The sequence below is a fragment of the Polaromonas sp. P1_F8 genome (genome assembly GCF_056405635.1).
Window position 1 is genome coordinate 86,988 of sequence record NZ_JBFUBS010000001.1, and the last position, 15,138, is coordinate 102,125.

9 protein-coding genes are annotated in these 15,138 nt (G+C 62.2%); 3 read left to right on the forward strand and 6 right to left on the reverse strand.

Annotated features, from left to right (window positions below):
* The first annotated feature begins 10 nt into the window (after nucleotides 1-10).
* Nucleotides 11-3,190, forward strand: coding sequence for an efflux RND transporter permease subunit (locus AC1D1J_RS00455; protein ID WP_477693575.1), 3,180 nt, complete (start codon nucleotides 11-13; stop codon nucleotides 3,188-3,190).
* A gap of 57 nt (nucleotides 3,191-3,247) precedes the next feature.
* Entirely contained in the window at nucleotides 3,248-4,489 is a 1,242-nt protein-coding gene (locus tag AC1D1J_RS00460) for a hypothetical protein (RefSeq protein WP_477693576.1), read from the forward strand.
* A 24-nt stretch (nucleotides 4,490-4,513) separates the two neighbouring features.
* On the opposite strand, the gene moeA is transcribed toward AC1D1J_RS00460, so the two are convergent.
* The 5 genes from moeA to AC1D1J_RS00485 form a co-directional block, all read right to left on the reverse strand.
* Nucleotides 4,514-5,887, reverse strand: coding sequence for a molybdopterin molybdotransferase MoeA (gene moeA / locus AC1D1J_RS00465; RefSeq protein WP_477693577.1), 1,374 nt, complete (start codon nucleotides 5,885-5,887; stop codon nucleotides 4,514-4,516).
* Nucleotides 5,884-6,510, reverse strand: coding sequence for a molybdenum cofactor guanylyltransferase MobA (mobA, locus tag AC1D1J_RS00470; protein ID WP_477693578.1), 627 nt, complete (start codon nucleotides 6,508-6,510; stop codon nucleotides 5,884-5,886). The genes moeA and mobA overlap by 4 nt, the downstream gene beginning before the upstream one ends.
* A gap of 25 nt (nucleotides 6,511-6,535) precedes the next feature.
* Complete coding sequence (gene moaA / locus AC1D1J_RS00475) at nucleotides 6,536-7,666, reverse strand: GTP 3',8-cyclase MoaA (RefSeq protein WP_477693579.1); 1,131 nt, start codon at nucleotides 7,664-7,666, stop codon at nucleotides 6,536-6,538.
* Between the two features lie 219 nt (nucleotides 7,667-7,885).
* Complete coding sequence (locus AC1D1J_RS00480; protein ID WP_477693580.1) at nucleotides 7,886-8,647, reverse strand: SDR family oxidoreductase; 762 nt, start codon at nucleotides 8,645-8,647, stop codon at nucleotides 7,886-7,888.
* A 64-nt stretch (nucleotides 8,648-8,711) separates the two neighbouring features.
* A complete protein-coding gene (locus AC1D1J_RS00485) occupies nucleotides 8,712-10,145 on the reverse strand; it encodes an aldehyde dehydrogenase family protein (RefSeq protein ID WP_477693581.1) in 1,434 nt (477 codons plus the stop codon).
* Between the two features lie 323 nt (nucleotides 10,146-10,468).
* Here AC1D1J_RS00485 and AC1D1J_RS00490 point away from each other — a divergent pair, with 323 nt between their 5' ends.
* A complete protein-coding gene (locus AC1D1J_RS00490; RefSeq protein WP_477686504.1) occupies nucleotides 10,469-12,613 on the forward strand; it encodes an AAA family ATPase in 2,145 nt (714 codons plus the stop codon).
* Between the two features lie 84 nt (nucleotides 12,614-12,697).
* On the opposite strand, the gene AC1D1J_RS00495 is transcribed toward AC1D1J_RS00490, so the two are convergent.
* Nucleotides 12,698-14,920, reverse strand: a complete 2,223-nt coding sequence (locus AC1D1J_RS00495) for a sodium-translocating pyrophosphatase (RefSeq protein ID WP_477693582.1) — start codon at nucleotides 14,918-14,920, stop codon at nucleotides 12,698-12,700.
* Nucleotides 14,921-15,138 lie beyond the last annotated feature (218 nt).

Sequence of the window (15,138 nt, forward strand, 5' to 3'; positions counted from 1 at the left end):
ACAGGCCCTTATGCAACTCGCTGAAGTTTCCATACGCCGCCCGGTCTTTGCCACCGTGCTGTCTTTGCTCATCGTGCTGGTCGGTGCGGTGAGCTTCAACCGCCTTTCGGTGCGTGAATATCCCAAGATCGATGAACCCGTTGTGACTGTGAGCGTGCGCTATGCAGGCGCATCCGCGGAGGTCATTGAAACGCAGGTGACCAAACCGCTGGAAGATTCCATCGCAGGCATTGATGCTGTCGACGTCATTACCTCCATCAGCCGTGCCGACCAAGCGCAGATCAGCGTGCGTTTCAGGCTCGAAAAAGACGCCGACTCCGCCGCCGCCGAGGTGCGCGACCGCACGTCGCGGGTGCGCAACCGTTTGCCTCAGGCGATTGAAGAGCCGGTGATCGCCAAGGTTGAGGCCGATGCCTTTCCGGTCATCCAGGTGGCTTTTTCCAGCGATTCACTGACGCCGCTGCAGATCAACGACCTGGTCAACCGCATCGTCAAGCCGCGCCTGCAGACCGTGACCGGCGTGGCCGACGTGCGCGTCTTTGGCGAGCGCAAGTACGCCATGCGCGTGTGGCTGGATACCGACAAGCTCGCCTCCTACAAGCTGACCACCCAGGACGTGGAAGACGCCATCAGCCGCAGCAACCTCGAGCTGCCGGCCGGCCGCATTGAGTCGCAGCAGCGCGAATTCAGTGTGACCTCGCAGACCGACCTGGTCAGGCCCGCGCAGTTCCGCGAGATCGTCATCAAGAATGTGAACGGCTTTTCCGTCAAGGTACGCGACGTCGCGCGTGTGGAGGAGGGCGCGGCCGACGAGCGCACGGCGGTCAGGCTCAACGGCCGCTCCGCCGTGGCAGTCGGCGTCATCCGCCAGGCCACGGCCAATCCGCTGGACTTGTCCAGGGGTGTGCGGGAGGCCTTCCCCAAGCTGAAGGCGGACCTGCCGTCCGACATGCTGATTGACGTTGCCAACGACAACTCGGTGTTCATCGACCGTTCCGTCAACAACGTGTACCACACCATCGCCGAGGCGATCGTGCTGGTGGCCCTGGTGATCTTTGTGTTCCTGCGCACCCTGCGTGCCTCCATCATCCCCATCGTCACCATCCCGGTGAGCCTGATCGGCACCTTCGGCATGATGGCGCTGGCGGGCTTCACCATCAACACGCTGACCCTGCTGGCGCTGGTGCTGGCTATCGGCCTGGTGGTGGACGACGCCATCGTGATGCTGGAAAACATCTTCCGGCACATTGAGGAGGGCATGGACCCGTTCTCGGCCGGCATCAAGGGCGCGCGTGAGATCGGCTTTGCCGTGGTCACCATGACGGCCACGCTGGTAGCCGTGTATGCGCCGCTGGCGTTTACGCCGGGCCGCACCGGGCGGCTCTTCGTGGAGTTTGCCCTGGCGCTGGCCGGTGCGGTGGTGGTGTCGGGCTTTGTGGCGCTGACGCTGACGCCCATGATGTGCACCCAACTGCTCAAGCACAATCCCAAGCCCAATCGTTTTGACCGGTTCATGGAGCGGGCGTTGACGTCGATTTCCGACCGTTACGGTTCCGTGCTGCGCTGGGTCGTCACCACACGGTACGTGCCCGTGGCGGAGGATGGCCCTGCCGGCCGGCCCTCGCTGGCCCAGCGCCTCAAAGGCATGGCCTTGCAGGCCCGCTGGCTTGTCATCGGCGTGATGGTGCTCAGTGCCCTGGCCATTGCGCTGGTGTTCCCGAGCATGAAGCAGGAGCTTTCGCCCATTGAAGACCGTGGGGTAATTCTGGCCAACGTCAATGCCCCTGACGGCGCCACGCTGGACTACACCAACCGCTATGCCAGGGCGCTGGAAAAAATGGGTGAACCCTTTCCCGAGTTCGACCGTATTTTTGCCAACGTGGGCAACCCGACGGTGGCGCAGGCCAGCGTGGTGTACCGCACAGTCGACTGGGACAAGCGTACGCGCTCCACCATCGACATGGCACGCGAGCTGCAGCCCAAATTCAACGCACTGCCCGGTGTTACCGCCTTTCCGATCACGCCGCCGTCCCTCGGGCAGGGCTTTCGCGAACGGCCGCTCAATTTTGTGATCCAGACCTCCGACAGTTACCAGAACCTGAACACCGTGGTGCGCCAGATGCTGGAAGAGATCGCCAAAAACCCCGGCATCGTCTCGCCCGACGTGGACCTGCGGCTGAACAAGCCAGAGCTGCGCATTGAGGTGGAGCGGGACAAGGCGGCCGACCTCGGCGTCAGCATCCAGGTTGTCGCGAAGGCCATCGAGACCCTGCTGGGCGGGCGCAACGTGACGCGCTACAAGCGCGATGCCGAGCAGTACGACGTGATCGTGCAGACCGAAGCCAGCGGCCGCACCACGCCTGAAGACATCGACCGCATTTATGTGCGGGGCCGCAACGACGCGATGATTCCGCTGTCGGCACTGGTGAAGGTGCGTGAAAGCGTGTCACCTCGCGAGTTGAACCATTTCGGCCAGCGTCGCTCGGTGTCCATCACGGCCAGCCTTGCGGGCGACTATTCGCTGGGCGAAGCGCTCAAGTTCATGGACCAGACCGCCGCCAAGGTGCTCAAGACCGGCTACAGCACCGACCTGAACGGCACCTCGCGCGAGTTCAGAAACTCGCAGGGCGCCCTGGCCATTGTGTTTGTATTGGCACTGGTGTTTATTTTCCTGGTGCTGGCCGCACAGTTTGAAAGTTTTATCGATCCGCTGGTCATCATGCTGTCGGTGCCGCTGTCCATGATCGGGGCCTTGCTGGCACTCAAATGGTCGGGCGGCTCTCTCAATGTGTATTCCCAAATTGGTCTGATCACGCTGGTGGGCCTGATCACCAAGCACGGCATCCTGATTGTGGAGTTCACCAACCAGTTGCGCGGGCAGGGCATGGAAATGATCGACGCGCTGGTCAAGGCGTCATCGCAGCGCCTTCGCCCCATCATGATGACGACCGGTGCCATGGTGCTGGGAGCCTTGCCGCTGGCCCTGGCCAAGGGCGCGGGTGCCGAAAGCCGCACGCAGATCGGCTGGGTTATCGTGGGGGGCATGTCGCTGGGCACTTTGCTCACTGTGTTTGTGGTGCCCACCATGTACACGCTGTTTGCCCGCAAGGCGGTCCCAGGGGCCAACAAGGCCATTGCCAGGGAGCAACCCGATGAACACCTTGAGCATCCGGAGTACGTGGCGAAATGATCATGAGGAATCACACCCCCCAGGCCGGGTTCCTGGCATGCTGATGAGAAAACCGGTTTGACCGCAAACCCTGCGGGCCGAATCCGTACAGTTGCTTCTTTCCTCCTGATTCCATTCCTGCTTGCGCTGGCCCATACGGCTTCTGCGCAAGCCCAGGAAGCGCCTGGAACGGGCGCATATGGCGTGCAGTTCTTCTGTTCACCGTCCCAGCTGGAGCGGCTCGGCCCCCACATGTTCCGATATCTCCAGCAGCTCGGCATTCCAGCTCGCCTGGTTCAGGAAACTGTCGACAAGCCGCAGGGCACCATGACGTATTCCCTGCTGGGCTCAGGCGCGGCCGTGAGCACCCTGTTTTTGGCGCAACGCCCGGAGCTGGCGATCAAGGACGAGGTAGTGCTGGTGCCGGTGAGAAACAACAAGACACGCAAGCTCAAGACGGTTTCCAAAAAAGAAATCCTGTTGGCCCTGTTGCACCCGGGCCGGTTGACCGAATTCAGGGGAAAGGCTTGCGATGTGCAGGCATTGGCCGACCATGTCGGGATTCGCCAGAACACCGTGATCTGGGCAGAGGTGCTGGAATGGGGCTGGCCAGAGGGTGGCCCTGCCAAGTGGAATGCCCGCTATTGGATCAATGGAACGCCCAGGCTTCGTACCCCTTTGCACAAAGCCCTCAATGACATGTTTTTTGAGCAGGGGAAATACGAGATAGGCTGCTACGCCGCGACCAAGGTGGTATTTGCCCAGGGTGCACTGGATTACTTCCGCCGCGTCAAGAAGGATGTGGGCAGGGCGCAAGGCGTGGAGCGGCGATTACTGGCCGACGGTGAGCCGCTGGTTGACCTGGAACCCGGCCGTATGTGGAGTTTTGAAACGGATTTTGATCCGCTGGAGCTTGAACGGCCAGGCAAGGTCTTGCGCATGGTGGGCGGTGTTGCCGCCGGCAACTTTGTCCCGGGCGATTGGGCTTATTTTCTGAACACCGACCAGCGCACCAACCAGAAAACGGGGTATGAAGGCTCCAATGCCATCTACCTGGGCGGCAACCGGTTTGACGACTATTACAACGACAACGACCACCACTACACCTACGAGGAAAAACTCAGTGAGGTCTATCAGTGGCGTCATGATGTTTTCAGCCGGCAACGCGACGCCGCAAAAATACAGCACCTGGCCGCGCACGACTATGAGCGCCTGAACGCAACGCCGGAAAACGGCGGCTTGCTGATGAGCTTTCGGGTTGTGCCCTATTTTTTCGGCTATGAGGACCTGCCCCCGCTACCAGGTCCCCGAAACGACTAAGGCGGCGCCGAGGATTCAAGGGGTTTACAGGGCGCCCTCAAACATGAGGACGTCAACCATGTCCCCTGCAGCGACATTGCCTTGCGCATGGTGAAGCACCATCAGGCCATTGGCTTCGGCCATGGAGCGCAAGACGCCCGAGCCCTGGCTGCCGGTGGTCCGGACCTCCAGGGAGCCGTCGGGCGCGGTGGACACCCAGCCGCGCTGGTATTCGGTGCGCCCCGGTTTCTTGCGAATAGGCTCCAGGCTGCGTGCCTTGAGCAACGGCGCTGGCGCGGCGCTGGCGCCCATCATCTGTAGCAGGGCGGGGCGCACAAAGGCCAGAAAAGTCACCATCACCGCAACGGGATTGCCGGGCAAACCAAAAAGGATGGCGCCGTTGGGGTTGGGATTTGAGTATGAGTGTGGAGCGCTATATTTTTCATAGCTGCTTGCGCCCGTAGATATTGGGTTAGAGGTCGATTTCACTGTTGAAATTCGCCCCACGGCCATGGGCCGGCCTGGCCGCATCGCAATGCGCCAGAAAGCCACGTCGCCCAGCTTTTTCATCATGGCCTTGGTGAAGTCGGCTTCGCCCACGCTGACACCGCCGGAGGTGATGACAGCGTCGGCCTCAGCTGCCGCTCGTTTGAATGCGGCCTCCAGAAGTGCCGGCTCGTCGCGCACCACACCCATGTCGATGACCTCGCAGCCCAGCCGGCTGAGCATGCCGAACACGGTGTAGCGGTTGCTGTCATACACCGCGCCTTCGCGCGGTGCTTCGCCCAGCGACAAAATCTCATCGCCGGTGGAGAAGTAGGCCACCCGCAGCGGCCGCCAGGTTGACAAGGTTTTAAGACCCAAAGAGGCCGCCAGGCCAAGGCGCGCGGGCGTGAGCAGCTCTCCTTTTTGTAGCGCCGGCTTGCCCTGCATGAGGTCTTCGCCGCGCAGGCGGCGGTTGTCGCCGGGCTGGAGCAAACCTGGCGGGACGCTGATGCGCGTGCCCTGGCCGTCCTGGTGCACGTTGACAAATTCTTGCGGCACCACGGTGTCCAGGCCGGCAGGCATGATGGCACCGGTCATGATCTTGACGCACTGGCCGGGCCCGGCGCTGCCTTGCCAGGCCTTGCCGGCCAGCGCTGTGCCGTTGGCCACCTGCAGTTCAAGCGCCTTGCCGGCAGCCAGCTGCCCGCTGTCGAGAGCGTAGCCGTCCATGGCCGAGTTGTCGTGCGGCGGCACGTCAAACGGCGAAACCACATCCTGGGCCAGCACTCGCCCGAAAGCCTCCATCAAGGGCAGCTCGATCTGCTCCTGCACCGGCACGACAAGCCGGGACAGGAAGTCCAGCACCTGGTCGGCAGACAGGGACTGTGGGTCGTAGCCTTGCAGCTCTGCGGCAATCTGGTCGAGTGTTTTCACGGCTGGCGGGATTCCAGCTGGTGCAGCTCGGCCAGCGTATTGGCATTGAAGAAACTGCGGCTGTCGTCGCCGGGCTTGTCAAACGGCACGATGGCTGTTTTGTGCTGCGCCGTCCAGGCGTCTATCTTGCGGCCGCCACTGTGGGTGAAACGCACCAGGCTTTCCAGCATGTGGGTGCCCATGAGGCAAAACACTGGTTGGGACCTGAGCTGCCCATCTTCTTCGGGCGCCGCGGCCACGGCAAAATCAGCGCCGTCCTGCGCAAGCGCTTCGGCAAGCCGTGCCACCAGGTCGTCAGGAAACAGCGGAGTGTCGCAGGGCACCGTCAGCAGGTAGGGCGTTTCGCAACGTTCCAGACCTGTGAGGAATCCCGCCAGCGGCCCGGCGAATTCGCCCAGACCTGTGCTGTCGGGCCAGACCGGAACGCCGAATGATTCATAAGCGGACAGATTGCGGTTGGCATTGATCATCACGTCGCCGACCTGCGGCGACAGCCGCATCAGCGTATGCAGGGCCAGCGGCACACCGTTGAAGTTCTGCAGGCCTTTGTCGACCCCGCCCATGCGCGAACCACGGCCACCGGCCAGGATCACGCCGGTGATGGCTTCGGCGTGGATGGGCATGGTGTTGTGGTCGTTGGTTGTCAAATCAGCCGCCTATGTAGCTCATCTCAACGCGCTTGGCGTTGTTTGAATCGGGTGTGCTGGTGTCAGCGGGCATCGCAGCGCGCAACTCCGAATAGCGGTCATCGCGCCCTTGCCAGATATGGGCTACCGCAGCTGCGATCTGGTCGTCGCCGTAGCCGCCGCGCAGCAGGGCGCGCAAGTCCTGGCCCTGGCTGGCAAAGAGGCACAAAAACAGCTTGCCCTCGGTCGATAGCCTTGCCCGGTTGCAGTCGCTGCAGAAAGCCTGGGTCACGCTACTGATCACGCCGATCTCGCCAGCGCCATCGGCATAACGCCAGCGCTCGGCGGTCTCACCGGCGTAATTCGGGTCTATGGCCACCAAGGGAAATTCGGCGCCCAGGCGCTCCACCAACTGGGCAGAAGGCAGCACCTCGTCCATGCGCCAGCCGTTGGTGGCGCCCACGTCCATGTATTCAATAAAGCGCAGCACGGCACCCGAATGGCGGAAATGCCGGGCCATGGGCACGATCTCCGCGTCATTGGTGCCGCGCTTGACCACCATGTTGACCTTGAGCGGCGCCAGGCCGACCTTCTGAGCCACCTCAATGCCCTTGAGCACATCGGCTACCGGAAAGTCCACATCGTTCATGCGGCGAAAGATGGTGTCGTCCAGCGCGTCCAGGCTCACGGTGACGCGCTGCAGTCCGGCGTCCTTGAGTGATTGGGCTTTTTTGGCGAGCAGCGAGGCATTGGTGGTGAGGGTGATGTCCAGCGGCTTGCCCTGCGGCGTTTGCAGCTTCGCCAGCATTTCGATCAGCACTTCCAGGTGCTTGCGCAGCAGCGGCTCACCGCCGGTCAGGCGGATTTTTTCGACTCCATGCGCCACGAACACTTTCGCCAGGCGGGTGATTTCCTCAAAGCTCAGCAGCGAGGTTTGCGGCAGAAAGGCATAGTCCTTGTCGAATACCTCGCGCGGCATGCAGTAGCTGCAGCGGAAGTTGCAGCGGTCCGTCACGCTGATGCGCAAATCCCGCAGCGGCCGGCCCAGCTTGTCGCTCAGCAGTCCCATCGGCGCAGACAACCGGGCAGGGATATGCGGTACGCGGCTTGCGTAGCGGATATCTGCCAGCGGAATGATTTTGTCGGTCGTCATCGTGAGGGGCCCAAAGGGAGAATTTACCCCATTGGCCCGGCTGGAGCGCTAAAAAGCAGCCTTATCCCCAAAGGATGGGCGTTATTGCCGCCTGCTCATCCTCACCTTTGCGCGGGACTCTTCACCAGCAGGGGCCGCGGGACTGGCTTTGCCAGACCGCAGGCGCAGCGCCCCCTCGGGGGAGCGAACCACACGCAGTGGGGAGCGTGGGGGCTCTATTTAGACACACCGGGCGCCGTCTACTTCCAGGCATACACCGCTGATGAAGTCCGCTTCGTCGCTGGCCAGGTAAAGCGCGGCATTGGCCACATCCAGCGCGGTCGAAAAACGTCCCAGCGGAATGCTCGCGCGAAACTTTGCCTTGCGTTCTTCATCCAGCGGGCCACCCGCAAATTCAGCCGAGAGGCCTGTGTCGGGGTTGAATACCGGGTTGATGCAATTGACCCGGATGTTGTCGGGGCCGAGCTCGGCCGCGAGTGATTTCGAGGTGGTGATGACCGCCCCTTTGGAGCCGTTGTACCAGGTCAGGCCCGGTCGCGGGCGTACCCCCGCCGTCGACGCAATGTTGATGAAACTGCCCCCGCCTTGCTCGCGAAATACCGGTGTGGCATGGATGGTAGCCAGGTAAATGCTTTTGACGTTGATGGCGTAGCACTTGTCAAAATCATCTTCGCTGACGTCCAGCGCTGGTTGGTTACGGTGCGTCCAGCCGGCGTTGCTGACCATCACGTCGAGCCGGCCGTAGCGCTGCACAGCGGCGTCAACCAGCGCCTTGACCTCGGCGGACTTTGTGACGTCGGCGGCAAAGAACGAAGCTGTGCCGCCGGCCTTGACGATGGCAGCCACGACTTTCTCACCCAGCGCCACATTGATGTCGTTGACGATGACCTTGGCGCCTTCGGCTGCCAGCCGTCGTGCTATGCCTTCACCGATACCGCCTCCGGAGCCGGTCACGATGATAGATTTGTCCTTGACCCGCATGGGTTTGTCTCCAGATTTTTATTTAATACGTGAGCTTATTACATCTCTCGACACGGCCAGGCGGTTAACCGTGCCGTACCGCCACTGTTTTCAGCGTGGTGAAGCCATACAAGGCCTCAAAGCCTTTTTCACGGCCGTAGCCCGAGGATTTCACGCCGCCGAAAGGTAATTCCACGCCACCGCCGGCGCCGTAGTTGTTGATGAACACCTGGCCGCTTTTCACGCGCCTGGCCATGCGGAACTGGCGTGCCCCATCGCGCGTCCAGACGCCGGCGACCAGCCCGAACTGCGTGGCATTGGCAAGTTCCACTGCATGATCCTCGTTTTTGAAGCTCATGGCGCACAGCACCGGGCCAAACACTTCCTCCTGCGCCAGCCGGTGCATCACCGGCACGTCGCGCAGCAGGGTGGGGGCCTGGTAAAACCCGGTGTCGGGTGCCTCGTCGACGATCTGGCCCTGGGCCACCATGGGAATGCTGGCAACCTGCGCATCGCTTAAAAAGTCCCAGACGCGCTGCTGCTGGTTTTGCCGGATCAACGGGCCGACGTCCAGGTCCATGGCGGCGGGGCCGACGCGCAGGTTTTCAAAGGCCTCGCCCAGGCGCAGCAGCAGGGGTTCGTAAATCGCCTGTTCTACCAGCAGGCGTGAGCCGGCCGAGCAGGTTTGCCCGGCGTTTTGCACGATGGCGTTAATGATGGCCGGGATGGCGGCATCCAGGTCGGCATCGGCAAACACGATTTGCGGACTTTTTCCACCCAGCTCCAGCGTGACAGGGCAGTGGCGCTCGGCCGCCACCTGCTGGATCAGCGTGCCCACCGAGGGGCTGCCGGTGAAGCTGATGTGGTCGATGCCTTTGTGGCGCGCCAGCGCGTCGCCGACCTCATGGCCGTAGCCAGTGACGATATTGATGGCGCCGGCTGGAAAACCCACTTCGGCCGCGAGTTGCGCCACGCGGATCAACGACAGGCAGGCGTCTTCGGCCGGCTTGACCACACAAACGTTGCCCGCGGCCAGTGCGCCACCCACGCTGCGGCCAAAGATCTGCATCGGGTAGTTCCACGGAATCACGTGGCCCGTCACGCCGTGGGGCTCGCGCCAGGTCATCACGCTGTAGCCGTCCAGGTAAGGAATGGTGTCGCCGTGCAGCTTGTCGCAGGCGCCGGCGTAAAACTCGAAGTAGCGCACCAGGGCCGCCGCGTCGGCTCGTGCCTGTTTGGTGGGCTTGCCGCAGTCGCGCTGCTCGATCATGGCCAGCTCTTCGGCATGCTCGGCCACCTTGGCGGAAAGCCGCATCAACAGTCGCCCGCGCTCGGCAGCGCTGAAGCGGCTCCATACCAGTTCCAGGCATTCCCGGGCGCTCTTCACGGCAGTGTCAATGTCGTGCGCGTTGCTGCGCTGGATCTCGTCAAACACCTGCCCGTCGGACGGGTCGATCATCGGGATGGTTTTGCCTGAAGAAGATGCGACAGAGGTGTTGGCTATGTAGTTGAGTTGCATGGCGCTATTGTGCTGAATTTGCCCCAAGCCGGAGTTGCCCGCCTCCGACGGGCAGAAATGGGCTATGAAGGCAAGGCCGGTCCGCGAGGTAACGGTCCCCAAAAACGTGCGTTTGTCACAGCCACAGCGTTGTGTCCCGGCCAATTTACAAATCCTTTGCTGCGCCAGGATTGGCATTTATGTAGGATTGAACCTACACATGCACCTCGCCAATTCCTACAGGGAACGGTGCTCATGTTACGCAGCGGCCCGGCCGTATTGGCGTGACGACAGCGGCAGGCAGCCGGCAACTGCGGGTCCGCATTTTTTGACGCATTACCGCGATGACTGATCCCACCAAAAGCCCAGCCGATGTCCCGCCCGGCGACGACGCGCCCACCACCAGCCTGCTGGCCTGGTTCAAAGCTTCCATGGCCCGTTTGCGCGACTGGTTGGCGATCCAGGCCTTTGGAATGAAGTTCGCCGTTCTGGCCGTGGCATTGATGATTCCGGCAAGCGCCTATTACGCCTGGTCGACCCTGGAGCGGCAGGAAAAAATGGCGCTGGAAGTCAAGGCCATGGCGGCATCGGGGCCGGGTGTTGAAGCGGCCTGGACTTACAACACCGCATTGCCGGTCGTCTTCGGAAGCGGGTCGGTCCTGAGCTTTCTCGAAGCCCATCCGGTCACGCGCATCACCATCATTTACCGGCCTATTTTGTGGACCGTTTCCGAGCGTTTTGTGCTGATTGAATCGGAGGGCAGGCAGTACGCCTATTACCCCTCGGACATGGAAACCAAGATACTGGCCGACAAGGCCGTCACGGCGCCCTGGGGCGGCAAGCTCACCTTCGTGCCCCGGGGCGCGCTTGATGACGCGAGCAAGGACATGCTGGCGCGCCTTGAGCAGCGTTTCGGTGACGCACGTCCGCAATCCGAACAGGACGCGTGGAAAGGCGGCGCCAGCGCGCTGGTCTCAGCCACCTTGACGCTGGGACTCATTGCCTTCCTCTGGTACCAGACGGGCGGGCAGCGCAAGTCCCTCAAGTTCATTTCCCCGGGACAGATCAGCGGCGACCTTGAGGACCTCGTCGGCATGGACGACATCAAGGCCGAGGTTGCGCAAATCCGCGACCAGTACGAACGCCGCCTCGAATACGCCGCTTACGGTGTGAACAAACCCTTCAACGTGATGTTCAGCGGCCCGGCAGGCACAGGCAAGACCAAGCTGGCCAGCTACCTCGCCAAAGAGCTGAACCTGCCGATCCTTTTCCATTCAGCCGCCAACCTTGAAACCGGCTATGTGGCCGGCGGCTCGAACACGCTGTCGCGCATCCTTGCGCTGGCCAAGCGGCGTAAACGCTGCATCGTCTTCCTGGATGAGGCGCAAGACCTGTTCATGAAGCGCGGCGGCAACCGCAAATACGACGATGACACGCAGAACATGTTGCTGGCCATCCTGGACGGCGTGCGGACCAAGTCGGATACTGAAATCATCTGGATCGTGGCGTCCAACTTCAATTCGGCCAACCTGCAGATGGACGAGGCCATGCTGCGCCGCTTCCAGATGAAGGTCGACTTCCGCATGCCCAACCAGCAGGAGCGCCTGGCCATCACCGGCCACTACCTGCGCCAGCGTGCCGACAAAGTGCTGCCCGACATGGACCTGCGTCATTTTGTCGAATTGACGGAAGGCTGCAGTCCGGCAGACCTCGAAACCATGGTCAACCAAGCCGGCATCATCGCAGTGCAGGCGGGCCAGATGATAGGCGCGCACACCCTGATGCAGGCTGCCGAGCGTGTGCTGGTGGGCAATGTCAACGACAACACCACCAAAGAGCGCGAGCGTGACCGGCGCATCATCGCCGTACATGAGTGGGGCCACTTCCTGATGGACTTCCAGCACCGGCGCAAGCTGGCCGGCGACAACTGGAACGCGCTGCTGGCCGACATGACCACCATCAAAATTTCGTTGAAGGCCAACCCCCGCAACAATGCCCTCGGCTTTGTACTGCACAAGCAGGACAGCAACCTGCTGCAGACAAAGGGTGACATGGAGCATGAGGTGCGGGTGCTGCTGGGCGGCATGGCGAACGAGGAGATATTCTTCGGCGAAGACGGAACCACGGGCGGCGCCCACAATGACATCACCCGTGTCACGCGGCTGCTGCACCATGCGGTGGCTGAAATGGGCATGTACCGCAAGACCCGGCTGAACTACGCCGCGCTCCTCAAGGACGGCGGCACGGCACCGCCGGACGAGGAAACCCGCAGCATCATGGAAGCCCAGAGCGAGCGGCTTTACAGTGAAACCAAGGCCACGCTGGCGCAGTACACCGCCCTGACGGAGTATCTGACCGGCTGCCTGATGAATGCCGGAGAGATGACATTGAGCGAAGCACTCCGCGAAATCAGGTACTTTGAAAGCGTGACTGCCGCACCGGATCTGGCGCTGCCTGGGCCGGGTTCCAGCCAGTGGATGCCGGCCTGAGTCAACGAACCTTTGCAGCTCCGTCCTCACCGGACACCAAAAAAAGCCCTGCAATGCAGGGCTTTTTGCATGGGCCGGAGCGGTCTAGCGTGACGCTGGTGTGGCCGGCGTTGGGGTAGCCGCTGCATTGGGCGCTTGCGTAGGCGCGGGGGCCGGCATGGCGGGCGCAGTTGGTGTGGCGGCCGGTGCACTCATGGCAGCGGGCGCAGCCATGGGTGCTGCCGGGGCCGCTGCGGCTTCACCGCCGTGGAACTTCATCACCAGCGGCACGATCAGCAGCGCCACGATGTTGATGATCTTGATCAGCGGGTTCACGGCCGGGCCGGCTGTGTCCTTGTAGGGGTCGCCCACGGTGTCGCCGGTCACGGCGGCCTTGTGTGCCTCGGAACCCTTGCCGCCGTGATGGCCGTCTTCAATGTACTTCTTGGCGTTGTCCCAGGCGCCGCCACCGGTGCACATCGAGATGGCAACGAAGAGGCCGGTGACGATGGTGCCCATCAGCAGACCGCCCAGTGCCTGGGGGCCGAGCGCCAGGCCGACCACGATGGGTACGACCACGGGCAGCAGCGAGGGGATCATCATTTCCTTGATGGCGGCTGTGGTCAGCATGTCCACGGCGGTGTCGTACTCGGGCTTGCCCGTGCCGTCCATGATGCCCTTGATGTCGCGGAACTGGCGGCGCACTTCAACCACCACGGCGCCGGCAGCGCGGCCCACGGCTTCCATCGCCATCGCGCCGAACAGGTAGGGAATCAGGCCACCGATGAAGAGGCCAACGATGACCTTGGGATTGCTCAAGTCGAAGCTGATCACGTTGCCGTAGGCTTCGAGCTTGTGTGTGTAGTCGGCAAACAGTACCAGCGCGGCCAGGCCGGCGGAGCCGATGGCGTAGCCCTTGGTCACCGCCTTGGTGGTGTTGCCCACCGCGTCCAGCGGATCGGTGATGTCACGCACGCTGCTGGGCAGTTCGGCCATTTCGGCGATGCCGCCGGCGTTGTCGGTGATGGGGCCGTAGGCGTCCAGCGCCACCACGATGCCCGCCATGCTCAGCATGGAGGTAGCGGCAATCGCGATGCCGTACAGGCCCGCCAGCGAATACGCCGTCAGGATGGCGATACAGACAAAAATCACCGGCCACGCGGTGGAGCGCATGGAGACACCCAGGCCGGCAATGATGTTGGTGCCGTGGCCGGTGGTGGATGCCTGTGCAATGTGCTGCACCGGTTTGTACTGCGTGCCGGTGTAGTACTCGGTAACCCAGCACAGCGCGCCGGTCAGGATCAGGCCGACCGCGCAGGCGCCGAAGAGGCGTATCTGCGTGCCGCTTGCCGTGACGGCGTTGTCGGGCATCAGCCACATCGTGACGAAATAAAACGCGATAAGCGACAGCACGCCGGCAATCGCCAGACCCTTGTACAGGGCCGGCATCACGTTCTTCATGCCGGGCGAGGCCTTGACGAAGAAGCAGCCGATGATGGAGGCGATGATGGACACGCCGCCCAGCGCCAGCGGGTAAACCGCGGCAGTGGCGCCCGCGCCCGAGAGCAGCAGTGCACCCAGCACCATGGTGGCAATCAGTGTCACCGCATAGGTTTCAAACAGGTCGGCGGCCATGCCTGCGCAGTCACCCACGTTGTCGCCGACGTTGTCGGCGATCACGGCGGGGTTGCGTGGATCGTCTTCAGGAATACCTGCTTCGACCTTGCCCACCAGGTCGGCACCGACGTCGGCGCCCTTGGTGAAGATGCCGCCGCCCAGCCGGGCAAAGATGGAAATCAGCGACGAACCGAAAGCAAAACCAATCAGCGGGTTGAGCAGGTTGGCCAGCTTGAGGTCGGGTGTGTAGTTGCCATTGCCCACCAGAAACCAGTAAAAGCCGGTCACGCCCAGGAGGCCCAGGCCCACGACCAACATGCCGGTGATGGCGCCGCCGCGGAAGGCGACGTCAAGCGCGGGGCCAATGCCTTTGGTGGCGGCTTGGGCGGTGCGCACATTGGCGCGAACCGACACGTTCATGCCGATAAAGCCGCAAGCGCCTGACAGCACTGCGCCGACGACGAAGCCGATGGCGGTTTTTCCATCAAGGAAAAAGCCGATCAGTACGGTGAGGACGACGCCCACCATGGCGATGGTTTTGTATTGCCGCGCCAGGTAGGCGGCGGCGCCGGTCTGGATGGCGGCTGCAATTTCCTGCATGCGCGCATTGCCTGCATCCTGGGAAAGAATCCAGCTGCGAGCCCAGATGCCGTAACCCACGGCGACCAGCCCGCAGACGAGCGCAAGAATAAGCGCTGAGTTGCCTGTCATAGAAATCTCCTACGTTGTTTTTCGCTTGGAGGGGGTTTCAACGCTAGCAAATGGTGTCTTGACCCCCGCTGCGTTGCTTCCTCGTTGCTTGGTCTACGTAGAGACAAGACGATTGGCCAACTCGCGCAATTTACAGTGAAAACATGACAACTTTAAGAACCGTAAGGTGTGAATCAGTAAAATGAGGGTAAATACCGAGCAGTTGGCCTGTGCCACGG